We start from the raw sequence: 17,260 nt of genomic DNA on the forward strand, positions 1-17,260 counted from the left end.
CGGCCCCGTCCAGCGCATTTCTGTCGCAAAGTGTGACGGATACGGCAGATTTTCTTCATCTTGCCGCACACGCTTTGGGGAGGCGAAAGTTCCACTCCGATCCAAAAATCCTCCCCGGCACGGGGAGGTGGCAGGGCGCAAGCCCTGACGGAGGGGGACTTCCGTGCGGCACTCCCCCTCCACCATGCTGCGCATGGTCCCCCTCCCCGCCAGCGGGGAGGATAGGTGTTACCGCCCGACCCAGTCGGACACTTGCTGCGCCACCTGGTTTGCCGCCTGGTTCAGCGCCGGGCCGACGCTTGCCGCGTCGATCTTGCCGACCGGCACGCGCGCCTCGAACCGGCGCTTCTCGACGCCGGTCTGGCCATCACGCTGGAGTGCGGCATCGAACATCACCACCGCATCGCGCCGCGTCGCGTCCATGCCGAACTGGCGCAACTCACCCGACAGACGGTCGCCCGGATCGCTCACCGAGTCCCGCGCCGACAGCACGACGCGGTTCACCCGCGCGGTCAGCGTGTCGGCCATCAACCGCGCGAAAAGGCGCGCGGGCGGCTCGGCCCATTGCGCGTCCTTTACATAGGCGATGCTGGTCGCATCTTCCTGCACCGGCACGCGGGCGGTCGCCAGTTCCTGCGGCGTGGTCGGCACCTGGATGGTGATCGACTTGGCGCGGGCCGAATCCTGCGTCTGGCCGACGGTCGGCGCCGACTGCGCCTGAAGCGTCAGCAGCGAGGGCGGCGGCTTGGCGCCGAAGCTGATGCAGCCCGCCAGCGGAAGCGATGCCATCAGAACGATCAGCGGAGTCTTCATGACTGTCCTCATCGGCTTCCTCACTTGCCCTTATAGTCCGGCAGCTTCTGCTGCCCGATCAGCGACCCTGCGCCCTGCTGGTCGACCTTTTCGGCGACCGCCGACAGCGACTGGGTCATCACGCGCAGGTCCCGCACCAGACGATCCACCTCCGGCACGGTCTGCTTCGAGAAGGTCTGCAGGCCCGGCCGCGCATCGCCGATCGCCGAGTTCAGCGTGTCGGCGCTCTTCTGGGCCGAGGCGATGGCCTTGTTCAGGTTGGTCATGGTCGGCTTGACCTCTTCGGCGAGCAGGCCGTTGGTGGTCGCCGCCAGCTGGCCGATCGACTGCGCTGCGTCACCCGCCTGCTGGATCGCCACACGAGTCTGGGCCAGCGTTGCCGCGATCTCAGGCCCGCGATCGGCGAGCGCATCGGTCAGGCGGTTGGTGTTGTCCAGGATGCCCGCGATCGATGCCTGATTGCGATCCGAGAGCAGGCCGGTCAGACGCTCGGTCAGCGTCGACAGCCGCTCGAGCAGTTGCGGCGCGGAGTTCAGGATCGCGCCGATGCCGCCCTGCTTGGTCGGGATGACCGGCACGCCGTACGGGCAGACGGTCTTGTTCTCCGGCTGCGGACAGGCGATCGGCGGCGCGCCCTTGCGCGCGCCATCCAGCGAGATGGTGCTGGTGCCGGTGAAGCTGGCCGAGATCGACGCGGTCGTGCCCTGCAGGATCGGCGTCTGGTCATTGACGGAGACGCGGACGCGCACGAACTGCGGATCGGGGCGCCAGAGCGCGATTTCCTTCACCTGGCCGGAGGGCACGCCCGAATAGGTGACCGCCGAGCCCTTGGCCAGGCCGTCCACCGACTGGCGGAAGAAGATGTCATATTCCTTCTCCGTCGTGCCGCCCAGACGGGCGATCCAGACGGTGAAGATCGCCAGCACTGCGAGCAGGATCAGCACGACAGAGCCGACGAGGACGTGGTTTGAACGGGTTTCCATCAGCGTGTCCCTGCTTCGCCTCTCGCATGGGCATCGGCCGCACTGCCTTGGGAATGGTGTCCCGTGGCATCGGCGTCGACTTCGGTGGGGTGGCGCGCGGCGTCCGTGTCCGCCGAACGGGGCCGAATATCGGCCACTTCGTCCTTGGCGGCGATGGCGGCGCGACCACGCGGGCCCTTGAAATATTCCTCGATCCACGGATGGTCGAGCGCGATCAGCTCGTCGATCGTGCCGACCGCGATCACCTTCTTGTCGGCCAGCACCGCCACCCGGTCACAGATGGCATAAAGCGTGTCGAGGTCGTGGGTGATGAGGAAGACGGTCAGCCCCAATGTCTTCTGGAGCGAGGCGATCAGCTGGTCGAACGCCGCCGCGCCGATCGGGTCGAGGCCTGCCGTCGGTTCGTCCAGGAACAGCAATTCGGGATCGAGCGCCAGCGCCCGGGCCAGCCCAGCGCGCTTCTTCATGCCGCCGGACAATTCGGCCGGGTATTTGGGCCCCGCATCGGCGGGCAGGCCGGTCATCACGACCTTGTAGGACGCGATCTCGTCCATCAGCGCCTGAGGCAGATCGCGGTAGAATTCCTTCAGCGGCACCGCGACATTCTCCGCCACGGTCAGCGTCGAGAACAGCGCACCGCCCTGGAACAGCACGCCCCAGCGCTTGCGGACATCGACCGCCTCTGTCGCATCGCGGCCGATGGTCTGCTCGCCAAAGACGGTGATGTCGCCGGCATCGGGCGTCTGGAGGCCGATGATCGTGCGCATCAGCACCGACTTGCCGGTGCCCGATCCGCCGACCACGCCCAGAATTTCGCCACGATGCACGTCGAGATCGAGGCCATCATGGATGACCTGCTCGCCAAAGCTGTTGCGCAGGCCCCGGATGTGGATGAGGATATCGTCCTGCTCGGCCATCAATCCCATCCGATCCAGGTGAAGAAGACCGCGAAGAACGCGTCGAGCACGATCACCAGGAAGATCGCCTGCACCACCGCCGCCGTGGTGCGCAGGCCGACCTGCTCGGCATCCGACTTGACCTGCATCCCCTGAAAACATCCCGCGATCGCGATGATCGCGCCGAAGACGGGGGCCTTGATCAGGCCGACATACAGGTCGGTGATCGGCACCACTTCGCGAATGCGCGACACGAAGGTGACTGGCGGAATGCCGAGCGACACCGCCGCCAGAAAACCACCGCCGATGATTGCGATCAGCGAGGAGTAGAAACCGAGCAGCGGCATCAGCGTCACCGCCGCCAGCGTGCGCGGCACGACCAGCGCCTCCATCGGTGACACGCCGATGACGCGCATCGCGTCGATCTCTTCGGTCAGCTTCATCGTGCCCAGTTGCGCGGCAAAGGCCGAGCCCGAGCGCCCCGCGACCATGATCGCGGTCATCAGCACGCCCAGCTCGCGCAGCGTCAGGCGGCCGACCAGATTGATCGTAAAGACCTCCGCGCCGAACTGACGAAGCTGCACCGCGCCCTGTTGCGCGATGACGATGCCGATCAGGAAGCTCATCAGCCCGATGATGGCCAGCGCCGAGACACCGACCGTCTCGAACTCATGCACGACCGCATTAAAGCGGAAGCGGCGCGGATGGCGGATCACCGCCAGCGCCGCGAGCGTCGTGGCGCCCAAGAAGCCGAGCAGGCCGTACAGCGTCTGGAAGGAAGCAACGACCGCGTCGCCGACCTCGCCCGCCACGCGCGCGAAGGGGCTGACCGGCTTGGGCCGCATCGCGACCGGCTGGTCCGCCTCGGTGACCTTGGAGAACAGATGCCGCTGGTCGTCGTCCAGCCCTTCGATTTGGGCATCGTTGCGGGCGGCGAACCGGTGGATCAGCCACGCGCCGACTGTGTCGATACGGTCGACCTGGGACAGGTCGATCCGCCGGACCTTCCCATCCTCCCGGTCGAGCCGTTCGGGCAGGTCGCCCAGCGTCGCCAGCGACAGGCTGCCGGAAAAGCGCAGCGCGCCCCCATCCCCCGCATCATGCTGATAATCGGCCTTGGCGTTCATCACCTGCCTCTTTGCGGGAAAGCGGGACCATCGACAAGGCGCTTCATAGCAGCGACGAATCGACTATTCGCGGTAATTAGACGATTGAGTGACGTTTTCATAGCAGCCGATCCACGACATGCAGGATCAGGCCGACACTGCCACCCACCAGCGTGCCGTTGATACGGATATATTGCAGGTCGCGCCCCACCGCATTTTCCAGTCGCGAAGTGACGGTATCGGCGTCCCAGCCGCGCACCGTCTCCGACACCAGCCGGACGATGCCGTCGCCATAATCGGCCGCGACGCCCGCCACCGCGCGGCGCACGAAGCGGTTGATGGTGGCCGACAGCCTGGGATCCTCCTGCAGCGTCTGGCCCAGCTGGCGCAGCATCTCGCCCAGTTTCCCGGCGGTAACCGCCTGCGGATCGCGGGCCATGCGCAGCAGGGCTTCGCGCGCCTGCTCCCACAGTCCGTCGAGCCAGCGCTGCATCGCCGGGTTGGCGATCAGGTCCGCCTTCATCGCCTCGACCCGCTCGCGGGTGCGCGGATCATATTGCAGGTCCCAGGCGAGGCGCTCGAGCCCCTCCTCGATCTTCTGGCGCAACGGATGGTCGCGATCCTCCGCGACATCGTGGAGCAGCTTGTGCAGCCCGTCGATGAGCTTGTCGGCCAGCGTCTCGTCCAGCCCGGTCCAGCGCAGGATGGCCCCAGCCCGCTCGTGCACCATCGTGCGAACGATCGTCTCGTTCGCTTCCAGCGCGGAGGCAGCCCAGCGCAGGACGGAGTCGAGCAGCGGCAGATGCCGCCCCTCTGCGATGCTGGCCCGGAGCAACTGGCCCAGGATCGGCGAGACCTCGGTCGCGCGCAGCCGTCCGGCGATGCCCGCCTTCACCATGCCGCCCAGCCGCTGGGGGTCGAAGGCGGTCAGCATCTCGGCGAACAGGCGCGAGGCCCCGCGCCGGATACGCCCGCCCTCCTGCGGCGGTTGCGCCAGCCAGCGCCCCGCCGCGCCCGCCACGTCCAGCCGGTGCATCCGCCGTGCGACGACGCGCGGGATCAGGAAATTGGTGCGCAGGAAATTGGCCAGCGTGTCGCCGATCCGGTCCTTGTTGCGCGGCACGATCGCGGTGTGCGGAATGGGCAGGCCGAGCGGATGGCGGAACAGCGCGGTGACCGCGAACCAGTCAGCCAGTCCACCGACCATCGCCGCCTCGGCAGAGGCGCGGACGAAACCCCAGGCCGGATGCACCGGCTGCATTGCGCGGGACAGAAGGAAGAGCGCCGCCATCAGGACCAGTAGTCCCGTCGCCACGACCCGCATCTTCCGCAGGGCGGGTGGAACGGTCTGGCTACCCCCCGATCGCATGGCGACTTCCATCATTCAGGACAATTCGCGGCGCGCGACTTTGTTCAAGAGGAATCTTTCCCCAGCGTAACGAAACGGAGCAGTTCTTCATTCCTCCCCTGTAAGGGGAGGGGGACCAGCGAAGCTGGTGGAGGGGTGTTACGGCCAGCGATCGTCTCCATCACGACCGGCTACACCCCTCCGTCAGCGCTGCGCGCTGCCACCTCCCCTTCCAGGGGAGGAACATCACGTCCTACTCCGCCGGATCGTAACCCAGCTTGCCGGTCGCGGGCGGCAACGCGGGTCCACCTGCGGGACCTTCGATCACCGGACCACCGCTGCCCAGTTCGTCACCGGGGGTATAGGTCAGCAGGCGCCGGCCCAGGCGCGGGCCGATCCAGCGTTCGACCCCCACCGCCAGGCTGAACGCGGCGGGCACGATCAGCAGGGTGAGGATGGTCGACATGGCAAGCCCGCCGATCACCGTCACGCCCATCGGGCTGCGCCACGATCCGTCCCCGCCCAGCGACAGCGCGGTCGGGATCATGCCCGCGACCATCGCGACCGTGGTCATCACGATCGGCTGGGCGCGCTTATGCCCTGCGTCCAGCACCGCCTCGCGGATCGGCACGCCCTTGGCGATCTCCTCCAGCGCGAAGTCGATCAGCAGGATCGAGTTCTTGGCGACGATGCCGAGCAGCATCAGCAGGCCGATATAGACCGGCAGCGACAGCGGATTGCCGCTGAAATACAGCGCCAGCAACCCGCCCAGCGGCGCCAGCAGCAGCGAGGCCATGTTGACGAAGGGCGGCAGGAAGCGGCGATAGAGCAGCACCAGCACCGCAAAGACCAGGAAGATCGCCGAGATGATGGCGGTGAAGAAGTTCTTCATCATTTCCGCCTGCATCTTGGCCTGGCCCAGCACCATCTCGCTGACCCCCATGGGCAGGTTCTTCATGATGGGCAGGTCATGGACCTTCTTCATCGCGTCGCCGCTGATGACGCCCTTGGCCAGGTCGGCCCCCACCGTCACCTGACGCCGCTGGTTCACGCGGTCGATCTGGGTCGGGCCTGCGCCCAGACCGATATCGGCGACGACGCTCAAGGGCACCGAGCCGCCGGTCTGGGTCTGCACGGGCAGGTTCTGGATCGTCGACAGCCGCGCGCGGGCATTCTGGTCGAGCGCGACGCGGATCGGCACCTGGCGGTCGGACAGCGAGAAGCGCGCCGAATTCTGGTCGATATCGCCCAGCGTCGCGATACGGATCGCGCTCGACAGCGCCTGTGTCGTCACGCCCAGATTGGCCGCGAGGTCGAGACGCGGACGGATGACGATTTCCGGCCGGTCGAGATTGCCGACGATACGCGGCGCGACCAGGCCGGGCAGCGTGCCCATCTGCTGCACGATCTTGTTGGCGGTATCGCGCAGCACGGCGGGGTCGTCGCCGCCCAGCGTGATGGTCAGGTCGCGCCCGCTCGATCCCCAGCCGAACTGCGACTGGAAGGTCACGCGCGCGTCGGGGATCGCCGCCAGTTGGGGGGCCAGCGAACGCTCGAAGTCGGTGCTCTTCATCGAGCGATCCTCCTTCAGCGTCGCGACCACCCGGCCATTGCCGACACTGGTGCGCGAATAGACCGATTCGACGTCGGGCTGCTTCTTGAGGAAGGTCGCGACCTTTTTCACGACAGCATCGGTCTGGGCCAGCGTCGTGCCGGGCACCATCTCGATCTTGGCGACCGCCTGGTCATTGTCCTGCGGCGGCTGGAAGGTCTTGGGGATGATGGCGAACATCACCACGGTCAGCACGAACGCGCCGACGCCGATGCCGATCACCCACAGGCGATGGTCGCGGAACCGGCCCAGGATGCGCCGGAACAGCCCCCGCTTCACCCCATCAGTCGGCCGGTCGAACCGCAGCGACCAGCGCAGCGTCGCCATATAGGCGTCCATCAACCTGCCTTCGCCATGGCTGGCATGGCCCGCCGACTTCAGGAAATAGGCCGCGATCATCGGCGTGATCATGCGCGCCACCGCCAGGCTCATCAGCACCGAGACGACGACGGTCAGACCGAAATTCTTGAAATACTGGCCCGGCACGCCCGGCATCAGCGCGACCGGCAGGAACACCGCGACGATCGCCATAGTGGTCGCCAGCACGGCGAGACCGATCTCGTCCGCCGCGTCGATCGACGCCTGATAGGCGGATTTGCCCATGCGCATGTGCCGGACGATATTCTCGATCTCCACGATCGCATCGTCGACCAGCACACCCGCCACCAGGCTGAGCGCGAGCAGCGTCATCTGGTTCAGCGTGAAGCCCAGCAGGTCCATGAACCAGAAGGCCGGGATCGCCGACAGCGGGATGGCCAGTGCCGAGATCACCGTCGCGCGCCAGTCGCGCAGGAAGATGAAGACGACGATGACGGCCAGCACCGCGCCCTCGATCATCGCATGGATGGCGCTTTCATATTGCGCCTCGGTATATTTCACGCTGTTCGAGCGGAGGACGAACTTCACCTCCGGGTTGCGCTTTTCCAGTGCCTTCAGCTTCTCGACCGCGCCGTTATAGACGCTGACGTCCGAGGCGCCCTTGGCGCGCTGGAAGTCGAAGCTGATGACCTGCCGTCCGTCGACCGCCGCCTGCGAGCGTTGCTCGGCATAAAGGTCGCGGACCGTGGCGATGTCGGCGAGGCGCACGGTACGGCCGCCACGCACGTTGATCTGGGTCTGACCCAGGTCATAGGCGTTGCGCGCATTGCCCAGCACGCGGACCGCCTGTTCGGTGCCCGCAATCTCGGCACGGCCACCGGCGGCGTTCAGGTTGGTCATGCGCAGCTGGGCGTTGACCTCGCTGGCGGTCAGCCCCTGCGCCTGTAATTTCAGGGGATCGAGGATCACGCGGATCTCTCGCGTCACGCCGCCGTTGCGGATGACCTTGGAGAGACCCGGAACCGACAACAGCTCCTTGGTGACGTTATTGTCGATATACCAGCTCAGCTGTTCGGGCGTCATGTTGGACGCCACCGCCGAGTAACTGGCAAGGTCGTTATCGGTCGAATCGACGCGGATCACCTGCGGCTCCAGGATGCCGTCGGGCAGCATCGAGCGGATCTGGGTGATTGCATCGCGCGCATCGCTGACCGCACGGTCGATCGGCGTGCCGATATCGAGCTGGACCAGAGTCTGCGACGAGCCCTCGGTCACGGTCGAGGTGATCTGGTCGACGCCCTGCAAGTTCCGCAACGCCGCCTCGACCCGCTGGGTAACTTGCGTCTCCAGCTCGGTCGGGGCCGCACCCGGCTGGTTCACGACGACCACGACGATCGGGAAGTCGATGTCGGGGTCGTTGTTCACGTCCATCCGCATGAAGCTGACGATGCCCGCCAGCGTCAGCGCGACGAACAGGACGATCGGCGGAACCGGGTTCCGGATCGCCCAGGCCGAGATGTTGCGGAAACTCATCTTACTGGGCCCCCTGGCCTGCCACGATCGGATGAACCAGCTGGCCCGCCGCCAGGAAACCGCCGGCCGAACGTACCACCCGCTCATCGCCCTTCAGGCCCGAGGCGATGGTCACGCCATTGTCCGAGACCTGCCCGATCTTGATGTCGCGGCGCGCCACCTTGTTGTCGGGTCCGACGATGTAGACGAAGCTGCCCTTGTCATCGCTCTGGATCGCCGAGTCCGGCAGGACCGGCGCACGGGCCGTGCCGCCACGGATCGTCGCGGCGGCAAAACCACCGGGACGCAGCGCGGGGTCATAGGACAGCGCGATGCGCGCCACGCCCTGGCGGGTCTGCGGGTCGATGACCGGCGACACCTGCCACACCTCGCCCTTGAAGCTCTGGGAGCCGCCGACCGGCGTGACGGTCGCGGGCGCGCCCACGGCCAGGCCGACCAGGTCGGATTCGGCCAGCTGCGCGCGCAGCTCCATCTGGCCGCCCATCGCCATGCGGAACAGCACGCCCGAACCCGAGCTGACGATCTGGCCCGGCTCGGCGGCGCGGGTCAGGATCAGCCCTTCGGCGGGCGCACGAATGTCGAGGCGGCCGTTGCGCGCCAGGGCTTCCTTATAGGAGGCCTGCGCCTGCCGGACGCGCGCGGCGGCGGCATCGCGGGTCGCGGTACGGCGCTGGAGATCGGCCTTGGAGATGAAGCCGCGATCGACCAGCTGCTGGGCACGATCGAGTTCAGCCTGCGCGATCTTCTGGTCCGACTGGGCCACCGCGATCTGCGCATTCAGCGCCGAGGCGGTCTGGGTCTGCACCGAGCGGTCGACGGTCGCCAGCACCTGTCCGGCGCGGACCCACTGGCCCGGCTCGACCAGGACGCGGGTGATCATGCCGCCCTCGCCAGCAACGCCGACCGGCATTTCGCGCCGGGCCGCCAGCGTTCCGGTCGCGGAGATTTCGCGGCTGACCGACTGCTGGCCGGGCACGACCACGGTGATGTTGGGCACCTGGGTTCCCGCGCCCGCCCCCTGGCCCGCCTCATGCTTCTTGGGCGCGAACAGGACCCAGCCGAGCAGCGCCACGGCGCCTATCGCCACGGCCACCCAGATCCAGCGTCCGCGCCGCCGGGGCGCGGGCCCTTCCAGACCCAGATGCTGGCCGCCACCAATCGCCCCCGTCTCGTAATTCATGTTCGTCACCGATCCCCGACCCGCATTCCCATTGCGTGCAACCTACGCAGAATGCGCCATTAACGGCTGTGTTATAGAAATATAGCACCCTGTACAAGCATCTTTGCACATGCCTGGATCAAGGTGGCTCAAAGATGATTCCAACGCGTTCATCGCACGTTTTGCCGATGTCCGCCAAAGCCTTGGCGGCATCAAAGGGAGATGATGATGAACAAGATCCTGCTTGCCGCCGCGCTGGCCCCCGCCGCGCTGATTCCGAGCATGGCACAGGCGCAAAGCACGCCCGCGCCGACCACCGTCGAACCGCTGGTCCCCGCCACCGGCACCGTGCTCGACATCTCGGCCGAGGGGCGCACGACGCGCGTGCCCGACATCGCGACCATTCGCGCCGGCGTGGTCAGCCAGGGCGCGACGGCCGCCGCCGCGCTCAGCGACAATGCCCAGCGCATGGCCCGTGTGCTGGCCGCGGTGAAGCGTGCCGGGGTCGCCGACCGCGATATCCAGACCGCGACCGTCCAGCTCCAGCCGCAATATCGCTATGGCGATGATGTGCCGCCCGCCATCACCGGCTATCAGGCGACCAACACGCTCAGCATCCGCTTCCGCGACATCGCCAAGTCGGGCAGCATCCTGGACGCCCTGGTCGCGCAGGGGTCGAACCAGATCGAAGGTCCTAATCTGTCGATCGACAAGCCCGATGCCGCACTGGACGAGGCCCGGGCCGATGCGGTCCAGCGCGCCCGCGCCCGCGCCGAACTCTATGCCAAGGCGGCGGGGATGCGGGTGACGCGGATCGTCTCGATCACCGAGAACGGCGCGGATGCCGGTGGCCCTCAGCCGCCGATGATGATCCGCACGATGGCGATGCGGTCCGACGCGATGGAAAAGACCAGCATTGCCCCCGGCGAGCGCGACGTGACCGTCAATGTCTCGGTCCGCTTCCTGCTGAACTGAACGACGTCGCCCCCATCGCCTTGACGGCATGGGGGCGACCGTTCCGGCAGGCGGATCGAGGTCCGCACCATACCCGACACACGAAAAAAGCCGCCCGGTCGCCCGGACGGCTTTTTTGGCTCAACGAGCGAATGCGTTGTTTAACGCACCCGACCGCGACGAACCAGGTTCACGATCGCCAGCAGGACGACGGCGCCCAGCAGCGACACGAGGAACGAGGTCAGCGTCAGACCGGCATTGTTGATCGAGCCGCCTGCGAAGATCAGGCCGCCGATGAACGCGCCGACTACACCGACGACGATGTTCAGGAAGATGCCCTGCTGAGCATCGGTACGCATGATGATGCTGGCCAGCCAGCCAATGACACCACCGACGATAAGCCACAGGATAATACCCATTGTCTTTCCCTCCGTTGGGCCCGCGAGCGGGACACGGGGGGAAGACGTGCGAATGCCGGTTATTGTTCCGTCCCCGTACCGGCGATTCGATGAACCGTTTTCAAGAAGTCAACAATGCGATCGTTTTTATGTGGCTTCGTTCCCCCAGCGATGCCGCGGTCAATATTTCTGCTGACGTTCGTAGAGCGAGCGATAATGCTGGATGCGGGTGACGCGCAGACCGGGCATTCCCGAGCGGTCGATCGCGCGTTGCCACCCTGCGAATTCCTCGACGGTCAGGCCATAGCGGTCGCAGACCTCGTCGACCGAGAGCAGCCCGCCATTGACGGCCGCGACCACCTCCGCCTTGCGACGGACGACCCAGCGCGTGGTGCTGGGCGGCGGCAGGTTTTCGAGCGTCAGCGGTTCGCCGAGTGGCCCGATTACCTTGGCAGGGCGGATCTTTTGGTTCTCGATCATCATGCAACCTCACTGGGGCTCCCCACCCCATGTCGTCTGTTGGCCCTGCATAACCCGGGCCCTTGAACATCACCTAAAATCGAAAGGTTAACGTGTCATTCATTCCTGCCCCAGCGTGCGAGGGCCCGTGCCATAGGCCCGTTGAACGCCCCGTCCAACGGGGCGAACAGGCTGGGATCGGGGGCCCCGCGCGTGAATCCGGCCTGGACCGCGGCGGTCCGGCTGGCGGCCTGCCGCGTGGTCGCGCCGACCATCAGCACCGCCAGGTCGGGCGGTAGCACCGTCAGTTCGGTATCCCGATCAAACCGGTTGAAGCTGAGGTCCAAAAGCGCAATCCATCCCGACTGGTGAAGCCCCTTGTTATCGGGTGGATATGAAAGCCGGGTAAAGGCCGGAAAGCATGTCCACTTTTTCGCACGCCTTATTCACGGGGCCGCCCGCCTTTTTTGCCTTTTTTGCATGCAAGGCGCGAAAGGCGTATGGACGCGACCATGGATCAGTTGGTGGATTTCCAGCTTGGGGGCGATCCCCGAGCCAAGCGGATCGTGGTCGCGATGTCGGGCGGCGTCGACAGCTCGGTCGTGGCGGCGCTCGCCCATGCCACGGGGGCCGAGACGATCGGCGTCACCTTGCAACTCTATGACCATGGCGAAGCGGTCGGGCGGGCGGGCGCCTGCTGCGCCGGGCGCGACATTCGCGACGCGCGCGCGGTCTGCGACCGGCTGGGCATCGCGCATTATGTCTTTGACCATGAAGACAGTTTTCGGACGCAGGTGGTCGACCGCTTTGCCGACGAATATCTGGCGGGGCGCACCCCCATCCCGTGCGTCCAGTGCAATATGGGGCCGAAATTCACCGACTTGCTGAAGCTGGCCCGCGACCTGGGCGCCGACTGCCTGGCGACCGGCCATTATGTCCGCCGGGTCGAAGGGGTGAACGGCGCGGAGTTGCATCGCGGGGCCGATCCCGCGCGCGACCAGAGCTATTTTCTGTTCGCCACGACGCAAGGTCAGCTCGACTTCCTGCGCTTCCCGCTCGGCGCGCTGCCCAAGGCGCGGGTGCGCGAGATCGCCGCCGAACTCGGCCTGGGGGTCGCCGCCAAGCCCGACAGCCAGGATATCTGCTTCGTGCCCGACGGCGACTATGCCGGGCTGGTCCGCAAGCTGCGCCCCGAGGCGGATACGCGCGGCGACATCGTCGACCTGTCGGGCGCCAAGCTGGGCGAGCATCGTGGCCTGATCCACTATACGGTTGGCCAGCGGCGCGGGCTGGAGATCGGCGGCAGCCCCGAGCCGCTCTATGTCGTCCGGTTGGAGCCCGATACGAAGCGCGTCGTCGTCGGCCCGCGCACCGCGCTGGCGGTGGAGGCGGCGCGGCTGACCGGCATGAATGTGCTCGGCCCGCTCGACGGACCGCTCTTCGCCAAGGTGCGGTCGATGGCCAAGCCGGTGCCCGCGCGCATGGTCGGCGACCGGCTGGTCTTCGACGCGCCCGAATATGGCGTGTCGCCGGGCCAGGCGGCGGTGCTGTATGACGGCCACCGGGTGCTGGGCGGCGGCTGGATCGCCGAGACCGAGGCGGCACGGATCGCCGCCTGAGGCGTTTCCCGCCGCATGACCGGCCCCTGCATCGAAGACCTGCGCCGCCAGATGGAAGCGGCCGCCGAACGCCTCGACTTCGAGGAGGCCAAGCGCCTGCGTGACCGCATCAACCTGCTGCGCGGTGGGGCGGCGGATGCGGACGTCGACACCAGCGGCCTGACCCGCCAGCAACCCGGCGCCATGGGCCTGGGCACCAGCCAGTCGCGCCCTGAACGCCCCGAAGGCTGGGTTCCGCCGAAAAAGCCCGACCCGATGACCAAGGGGCGCGGGCGGCGGCAGGGTTAACGATTGCCGCTGCTTAGCGCCCTTCGATCCGCCAAGGCGGATAACGACGATTCTCCCCTGCGCGGAACAGGCAAAGCTGGTTGCCCGCCGGATCGACCAAGCGGGCCTCGCGCCACAGCCAACTCCGATCCGTCGCCTCGGACAGGAGCGGGTAGCCTTGGGCGACGATCCGCACGGCTGCGGCGTCTACGTCGTCCATTTCGAAATAGATGACCGGACCATCCGACGGAACATGCGATTGCAGGTGAATGGAAAGCGTTGCCTCTCCCTCCGGCAACTCGAAGCGAGCATATTCGTGACGGGCCGACACAATTAGCCGCAGGCCAAGTGCAGTATAGAAGCGGACACTGGCCTCAAAATCGGTGGCCCCTAGCGTGACCTGATTCAATCGCACCCTCTGCCCCCTACAACGCCGTGCCCGCGAGATGCCCGATCGCGGCCGTCGCCGACATGGCGAGCACACCCCAGATCAGCACGCGCACCGCGCCTCTCGACTGGCTCGCCCCGCCCGCCGTCGCGCTGACCGCCCCGAGCGCGGCCAGGCAGACCAGCACGCCCGCCACGATTCCCCACAAAGCCGCGCCGTGCGGCACTAGAATCGCCAGCAGCAGCGGCACCGCCGCCCCCACCGAGAAGGACGCCGCCGAGGCCAGCGCCGCCTGCACCGGTCGCGCCGCCCCTTCGTCGGTGATGCCCAGTTCGTCGCGGGCATGGGCGGCGAGTGGATCGCCCGCCATCAGCTCTCGCGCGACCAACCGGGCGGTCGCCTCGCTCAGGCCCCGCGCATGATAGATCGCGGCGAGCTCCGCCTCCTCCGCGACTGGATCGGCGGCCAGTTCGGCCTTTTCGCGGGCCAGGTCGGCGGCTTCCAGATCGGCCTGCGAGCTGACCGAGACATATTCCCCCGCCGCCATCGAAAAGGCGCCCGCGACCAGTCCGGCCAGCCCCGCGACCAGGATCGCCGGGCGGTCCGCACCGCTGGCCGTCACGCCGACCACCAGGCTGGCGGTCGACAACAGCCCGTCATTGGCGCCCAGCACCGACGCACGCAGCCAGCCGACCCGGTCGATCCGATGGCGTTCACGATGCGGGGTGGTCACCGCTGCACCGCAAAGGCGCTGCGATAGGCGGGCTTGACCGTTTTCAGGATCGCGGGCGTCACGGGCAAGGTCACCTCATAAGTCCCCTCGGCATAGGAGCCCGCGACATAAGGATCGGCGATCAACCCGATCCGGTCGATCGCGCGGCCATTGGTCGATCCCAGCAACAGCGTGAGCTCCTTGATCGACGGACAGCTGTTCATCGACGATACCGTTCCCTGAGTGCGCCGCATCTGCTCGGCCTTCAGCTGCGTACAATAGCTGGTCCGTGTCGCCGATTGAAGCGCCGCGTCGGAGGTGAAGAGCGCCCTGGGCTCCAGCCGCCGCCCTGCCGCCTTGTCCCAGACCAGACCATAGGATGCGGGTTGGCCATGCGCACCGCCGGTATAGTCATAGCTGTCACCCGACAGGCTGACGAAACGCGGCGTCTGCGTCACCAGCTTCCAGCTCTGCACATAGGAATAGCGTCGATAAGGAAAGCCCGACTTCGCCGCCTCGCGCCGCGCGGCCGCGCCGTCCCGCATGGTCTTGGCACGAAGCCGCGCACGGTCCGCCTCCAGCCAGGCCTTCAGCCCCGGGACCCGCGCGGCGGCCGTAGGATAGGCATAGCCGAACTCATAATCGGCGGTCTTCACCGTCGGCACGTCGTCCTGCGCCAGCACTGGACTGGCACACCCTACCAAGGCCAGCGCGATCCATCCGTTCCGCATCACCGATCTCCCCGAAAAGGCTCATTCCTGTATCAAACGCGCTGTACGGGCGATGAGCGACGCGGTTCCTCTTGAGAGCGACAATCAGGGAACGTATATAGAACGAATGGCGCAACTCGACACCCGTGAAAAACTGGCGATCCTCGCGGATGCGGCAAAATACGACGCCTCCTGCGCGTCGTCGGGCACGTCGAAGCGTAACAGCCGTGACGGAAAGGGGATCGGATCGACCGAGGGCATGGGTATCTGCCACGCCTATGCGCCTGATGGCCGCTGTATCTCGCTGCTCAAGATCCTGCTGACCAACAGCTGCATCTTCGACTGCCATTATTGCATCAACCGCAAATCGTCGAACGTCCGCCGCGCGCGCTTCACCGCGCAGGAGGTGGTGAATCTGACGCTGGCCTTTTACCGGCGCAATTATATCGAGGGCCTTTTCCTCTCCTCGGGCATCATCAAGTCGTCCGACTATACGATGGAGCAGATCGTCGAGGTCGCGCGCAGCCTGCGGGAGGATCATGGCTTTCGCGGCTATATCCATCTGAAGACCATTCCCGATGCCGATCCGGAGCTGGTGCGCCTGGCCGGGGTCCATGCCGACCGCGTGTCGATCAATGTCGAGCTACCCACCGTCGGCGGTCTCCGTCGCCTTGCGCCCGAAAAGGATGCGGGCCGGATCGAGGGCGCGATGGCCGATGTGAAGACCGCGATCGAGGACCGAACGGACGCGGCGAAGAAGTACAAGTCCGCCCCCGGCTTCGCCCCCGCCGGACAGTCGACCCAGATGATCGTCGGCGCCGATGCCGCGACTGACCGCGATATCGTCGGGCGGGCGGCGACGCTGTATGACCGGTTCCGCTTACGTCGTGTCTATTATTCGGCGTTCAGCCCGATCCCCGACGCCTCCGCCGTCCTGCCGTTGCAGCGCCCGCCGCTGATGCGCGAGCACCGGCTCTACCAGTCCGACTGGCTGATGCGCTTCTATGACTATCAGCCCAATGAAGTCGCGGCGGCGGCCGACGAGGCGACGGGGATGCTGCCACTCGACATCGATCCCAAACTCGCCTGGGCACTGAAATTCCGGCAGAATTTTCCCGTCGATGTCAACCGCGCCCCGCGCGAGATGCTGCTGCGCGTGCCCGGCCTGGGGGTGAAGGCGGTCGACCGGATTATCGCGACCCGCAAATGGCGCAAGCTGCGGCTGGAGGATGTCGGGCGCCTGACCGTCTCGATCACCAAGCTGCGCCCCTTCCTGATCGCCGAGGACTGGCGTCCGGTCGCGCTGGCCGAGCGGGCGGACCTGACGTCGCTGGTCAAGCCTGCGCACCAGCAACTCGAACTCTTTGCCTGAATGAGAGTGATTCGCGGGTGAAACGGGCGTCATCGTGCGCCGTTACGCTCCGCGAAGGAGACGATCATGGCCACCGCCGACATCTATGCCGACCTGAAGCGCGACCACGACAAGCAGCGCGACATGCTGAAGCAGCTCGCCGAGCTGAAGGGCGACAGCGCCAAGCGCAAGAAGCTGTTCGAGACGTTCCGCGTCGAGGTGCAGAGCCACGCCGCCGCCGAGGAGGAGTCGCTCTATGCCACCATGCTGGGCGAACCCGAGCTGCGCGACGATGCGCGCCATTCGGTGTCCGAGCACAAGGAGATCGACGATCTGCTCGGCGAGATGATGGACCTCGACTTCGCGTCGGACGAGTGGGAGTCCAAATTCTTCCACATGCGCCATCGCTACGAGCATCATATCGACGAGGAAGAGGAAGAGATGTTCCCCGCCGCCGAGAAGGAGCTAGACGACGCGACCGAGGAAAAGCTCGCGGAAATCTATGAAGAGCGCAAGCCGATCGAGGCGAAGGACGCCAAGGCCAACCCGCCGGGCGGCGACGAGCGCGATTGAATTTGAGGGACGCGCTTAAAGCGGGAAGGTGTCCGCTCACTACTCCCCTCCCCTTCAGGGG

18 protein-coding genes are annotated in these 17,260 nt (G+C 66.5%); 5 read left to right on the forward strand and 13 right to left on the reverse strand.

Going from position 1 to position 17,260, the window contains the following annotated elements; translation table 11 throughout:
* Positions 1-228: 228 nt before the first annotated feature.
* From SB4_RS12880 to SB4_RS12910, 7 genes are all read right to left on the reverse strand, one after another.
* Positions 229-813: an ABC-type transport auxiliary lipoprotein family protein gene (locus tag SB4_RS12880; RefSeq protein WP_082670155.1), complete on the reverse strand. Its 585-nt coding sequence runs from the start codon at positions 811-813 to the stop codon at positions 229-231.
* Between the two features lie 20 nt (positions 814-833).
* On the reverse strand, positions 834-1,796 hold the full coding sequence (locus SB4_RS12885) for an MlaD family protein (protein ID WP_058752882.1): 963 nt from the start codon (positions 1,794-1,796) through the stop codon (positions 834-836).
* Positions 1,796-2,713 carry an ABC transporter ATP-binding protein gene (locus SB4_RS12890; protein ID WP_058752883.1) on the reverse strand — a complete coding sequence of 306 codons (918 nt, stop codon included), beginning with the start codon at positions 2,711-2,713 and terminating at the stop codon, positions 1,796-1,798. Before SB4_RS12890 ends, SB4_RS12885 begins: the two co-directional genes overlap by 1 nt.
* Positions 2,713-3,819, reverse strand: coding sequence for an ABC transporter permease (locus tag SB4_RS12895; protein ID WP_058752884.1), 1,107 nt, complete (start codon positions 3,817-3,819; stop codon positions 2,713-2,715). Before SB4_RS12895 ends, SB4_RS12890 begins: the two co-directional genes overlap by 1 nt.
* A gap of 97 nt (positions 3,820-3,916) precedes the next feature.
* Complete coding sequence (locus SB4_RS12900; RefSeq protein ID WP_058752885.1) at positions 3,917-5,122, reverse strand: DUF445 domain-containing protein; 1,206 nt, start codon at positions 5,120-5,122, stop codon at positions 3,917-3,919.
* 277 nt (positions 5,123-5,399) lie between these two features.
* The gene (locus tag SB4_RS12905; RefSeq protein ID WP_058733137.1) at positions 5,400-8,609 is read right to left on the reverse strand and encodes an efflux RND transporter permease subunit; all 3,210 of its coding nucleotides are present in this window, start codon (positions 8,607-8,609) and stop codon (positions 5,400-5,402) included.
* Between the two features lies 1 nt (position 8,610).
* The gene (locus SB4_RS12910) at positions 8,611-9,789 is read right to left on the reverse strand and encodes an efflux RND transporter periplasmic adaptor subunit (RefSeq protein WP_058752886.1); all 1,179 of its coding nucleotides are present in this window, start codon (positions 9,787-9,789) and stop codon (positions 8,611-8,613) included.
* Positions 9,790-9,993: 204 nt separating this feature from the next.
* Between SB4_RS12910 and SB4_RS12915 the strand changes: the two genes are divergently transcribed.
* Positions 9,994-10,743, forward strand: coding sequence for an SIMPL domain-containing protein (locus SB4_RS12915; RefSeq protein ID WP_193753813.1), 750 nt, complete (start codon positions 9,994-9,996; stop codon positions 10,741-10,743).
* A 140-nt stretch (positions 10,744-10,883) separates the two neighbouring features.
* Here the strand turns inward: SB4_RS12915 and SB4_RS12920 are convergent, their stop codons facing one another.
* From SB4_RS12920 to SB4_RS12930, 3 genes are all read right to left on the reverse strand, one after another.
* On the reverse strand, positions 10,884-11,141 hold the full coding sequence (locus SB4_RS12920; protein WP_042483991.1) for a GlsB/YeaQ/YmgE family stress response membrane protein: 258 nt from the start codon (positions 11,139-11,141) through the stop codon (positions 10,884-10,886).
* A 159-nt stretch (positions 11,142-11,300) separates the two neighbouring features.
* Positions 11,301-11,600, reverse strand: coding sequence for a CtrA inhibitor SciP (sciP, locus tag SB4_RS12925; protein WP_058715229.1), 300 nt, complete (start codon positions 11,598-11,600; stop codon positions 11,301-11,303).
* Positions 11,601-11,695: 95 nt separating this feature from the next.
* Positions 11,696-11,926: a hypothetical protein gene (locus SB4_RS12930; RefSeq protein WP_058715190.1), complete on the reverse strand. Its 231-nt coding sequence runs from the start codon at positions 11,924-11,926 to the stop codon at positions 11,696-11,698.
* Between the two features lie 165 nt (positions 11,927-12,091).
* Between SB4_RS12930 and mnmA the strand changes: the two genes are divergently transcribed.
* Together mnmA and SB4_RS12940 are read left to right on the forward strand one after the other, a co-directional pair.
* On the forward strand, positions 12,092-13,198 hold the full coding sequence (mnmA, locus tag SB4_RS12935) for a tRNA 2-thiouridine(34) synthase MnmA (RefSeq protein WP_058752899.1): 1,107 nt from the start codon (positions 12,092-12,094) through the stop codon (positions 13,196-13,198).
* 15 nt (positions 13,199-13,213) lie between these two features.
* Positions 13,214-13,486, forward strand: a complete 273-nt coding sequence (locus SB4_RS12940) for a UvrB/UvrC motif-containing protein (RefSeq protein WP_058752887.1) — start codon at positions 13,214-13,216, stop codon at positions 13,484-13,486.
* A gap of 13 nt (positions 13,487-13,499) precedes the next feature.
* On the opposite strand, the gene SB4_RS12945 is transcribed toward SB4_RS12940, so the two are convergent.
* The 3 genes from SB4_RS12945 to SB4_RS12955 are packed head-to-tail and all read right to left on the reverse strand — an operon-like array spanning position 13,500 to position 15,296.
* The gene (locus SB4_RS12945; protein ID WP_206598009.1) at positions 13,500-13,874 is read right to left on the reverse strand and encodes a VOC family protein; all 375 of its coding nucleotides are present in this window, start codon (positions 13,872-13,874) and stop codon (positions 13,500-13,502) included.
* A 16-nt stretch (positions 13,875-13,890) separates the two neighbouring features.
* Entirely contained in the window at positions 13,891-14,586 is a 696-nt protein-coding gene (locus SB4_RS12950; protein WP_058752889.1) for a VIT1/CCC1 transporter family protein, read from the reverse strand.
* A complete protein-coding gene (locus SB4_RS12955; protein ID WP_058752890.1) occupies positions 14,583-15,296 on the reverse strand; it encodes a DUF4163 domain-containing protein in 714 nt (237 codons plus the stop codon). The genes SB4_RS12950 and SB4_RS12955 overlap by 4 nt, the downstream gene beginning before the upstream one ends.
* Positions 15,297-15,402: 106 nt before the next feature.
* Between SB4_RS12955 and SB4_RS12960 the strand changes: the two genes are divergently transcribed.
* Both SB4_RS12960 and SB4_RS12965 read left to right on the forward strand, forming a co-directional pair.
* Entirely contained in the window at positions 15,403-16,647 is a 1,245-nt protein-coding gene (locus tag SB4_RS12960) for a putative DNA modification/repair radical SAM protein (protein WP_058752891.1), read from the forward strand.
* A gap of 66 nt (positions 16,648-16,713) precedes the next feature.
* Positions 16,714-17,199, forward strand: coding sequence for a hemerythrin domain-containing protein (locus tag SB4_RS12965; RefSeq protein WP_058752892.1), 486 nt, complete (start codon positions 16,714-16,716; stop codon positions 17,197-17,199).
* Positions 17,200-17,260 lie beyond the last annotated feature (61 nt).

The sequence above is a fragment of the Sphingomonas sanguinis genome, assembly GCF_001476905.1.
GTDB lineage: Bacteria > Pseudomonadota > Alphaproteobacteria > Sphingomonadales > Sphingomonadaceae > Sphingomonas > Sphingomonas sanguinis_B.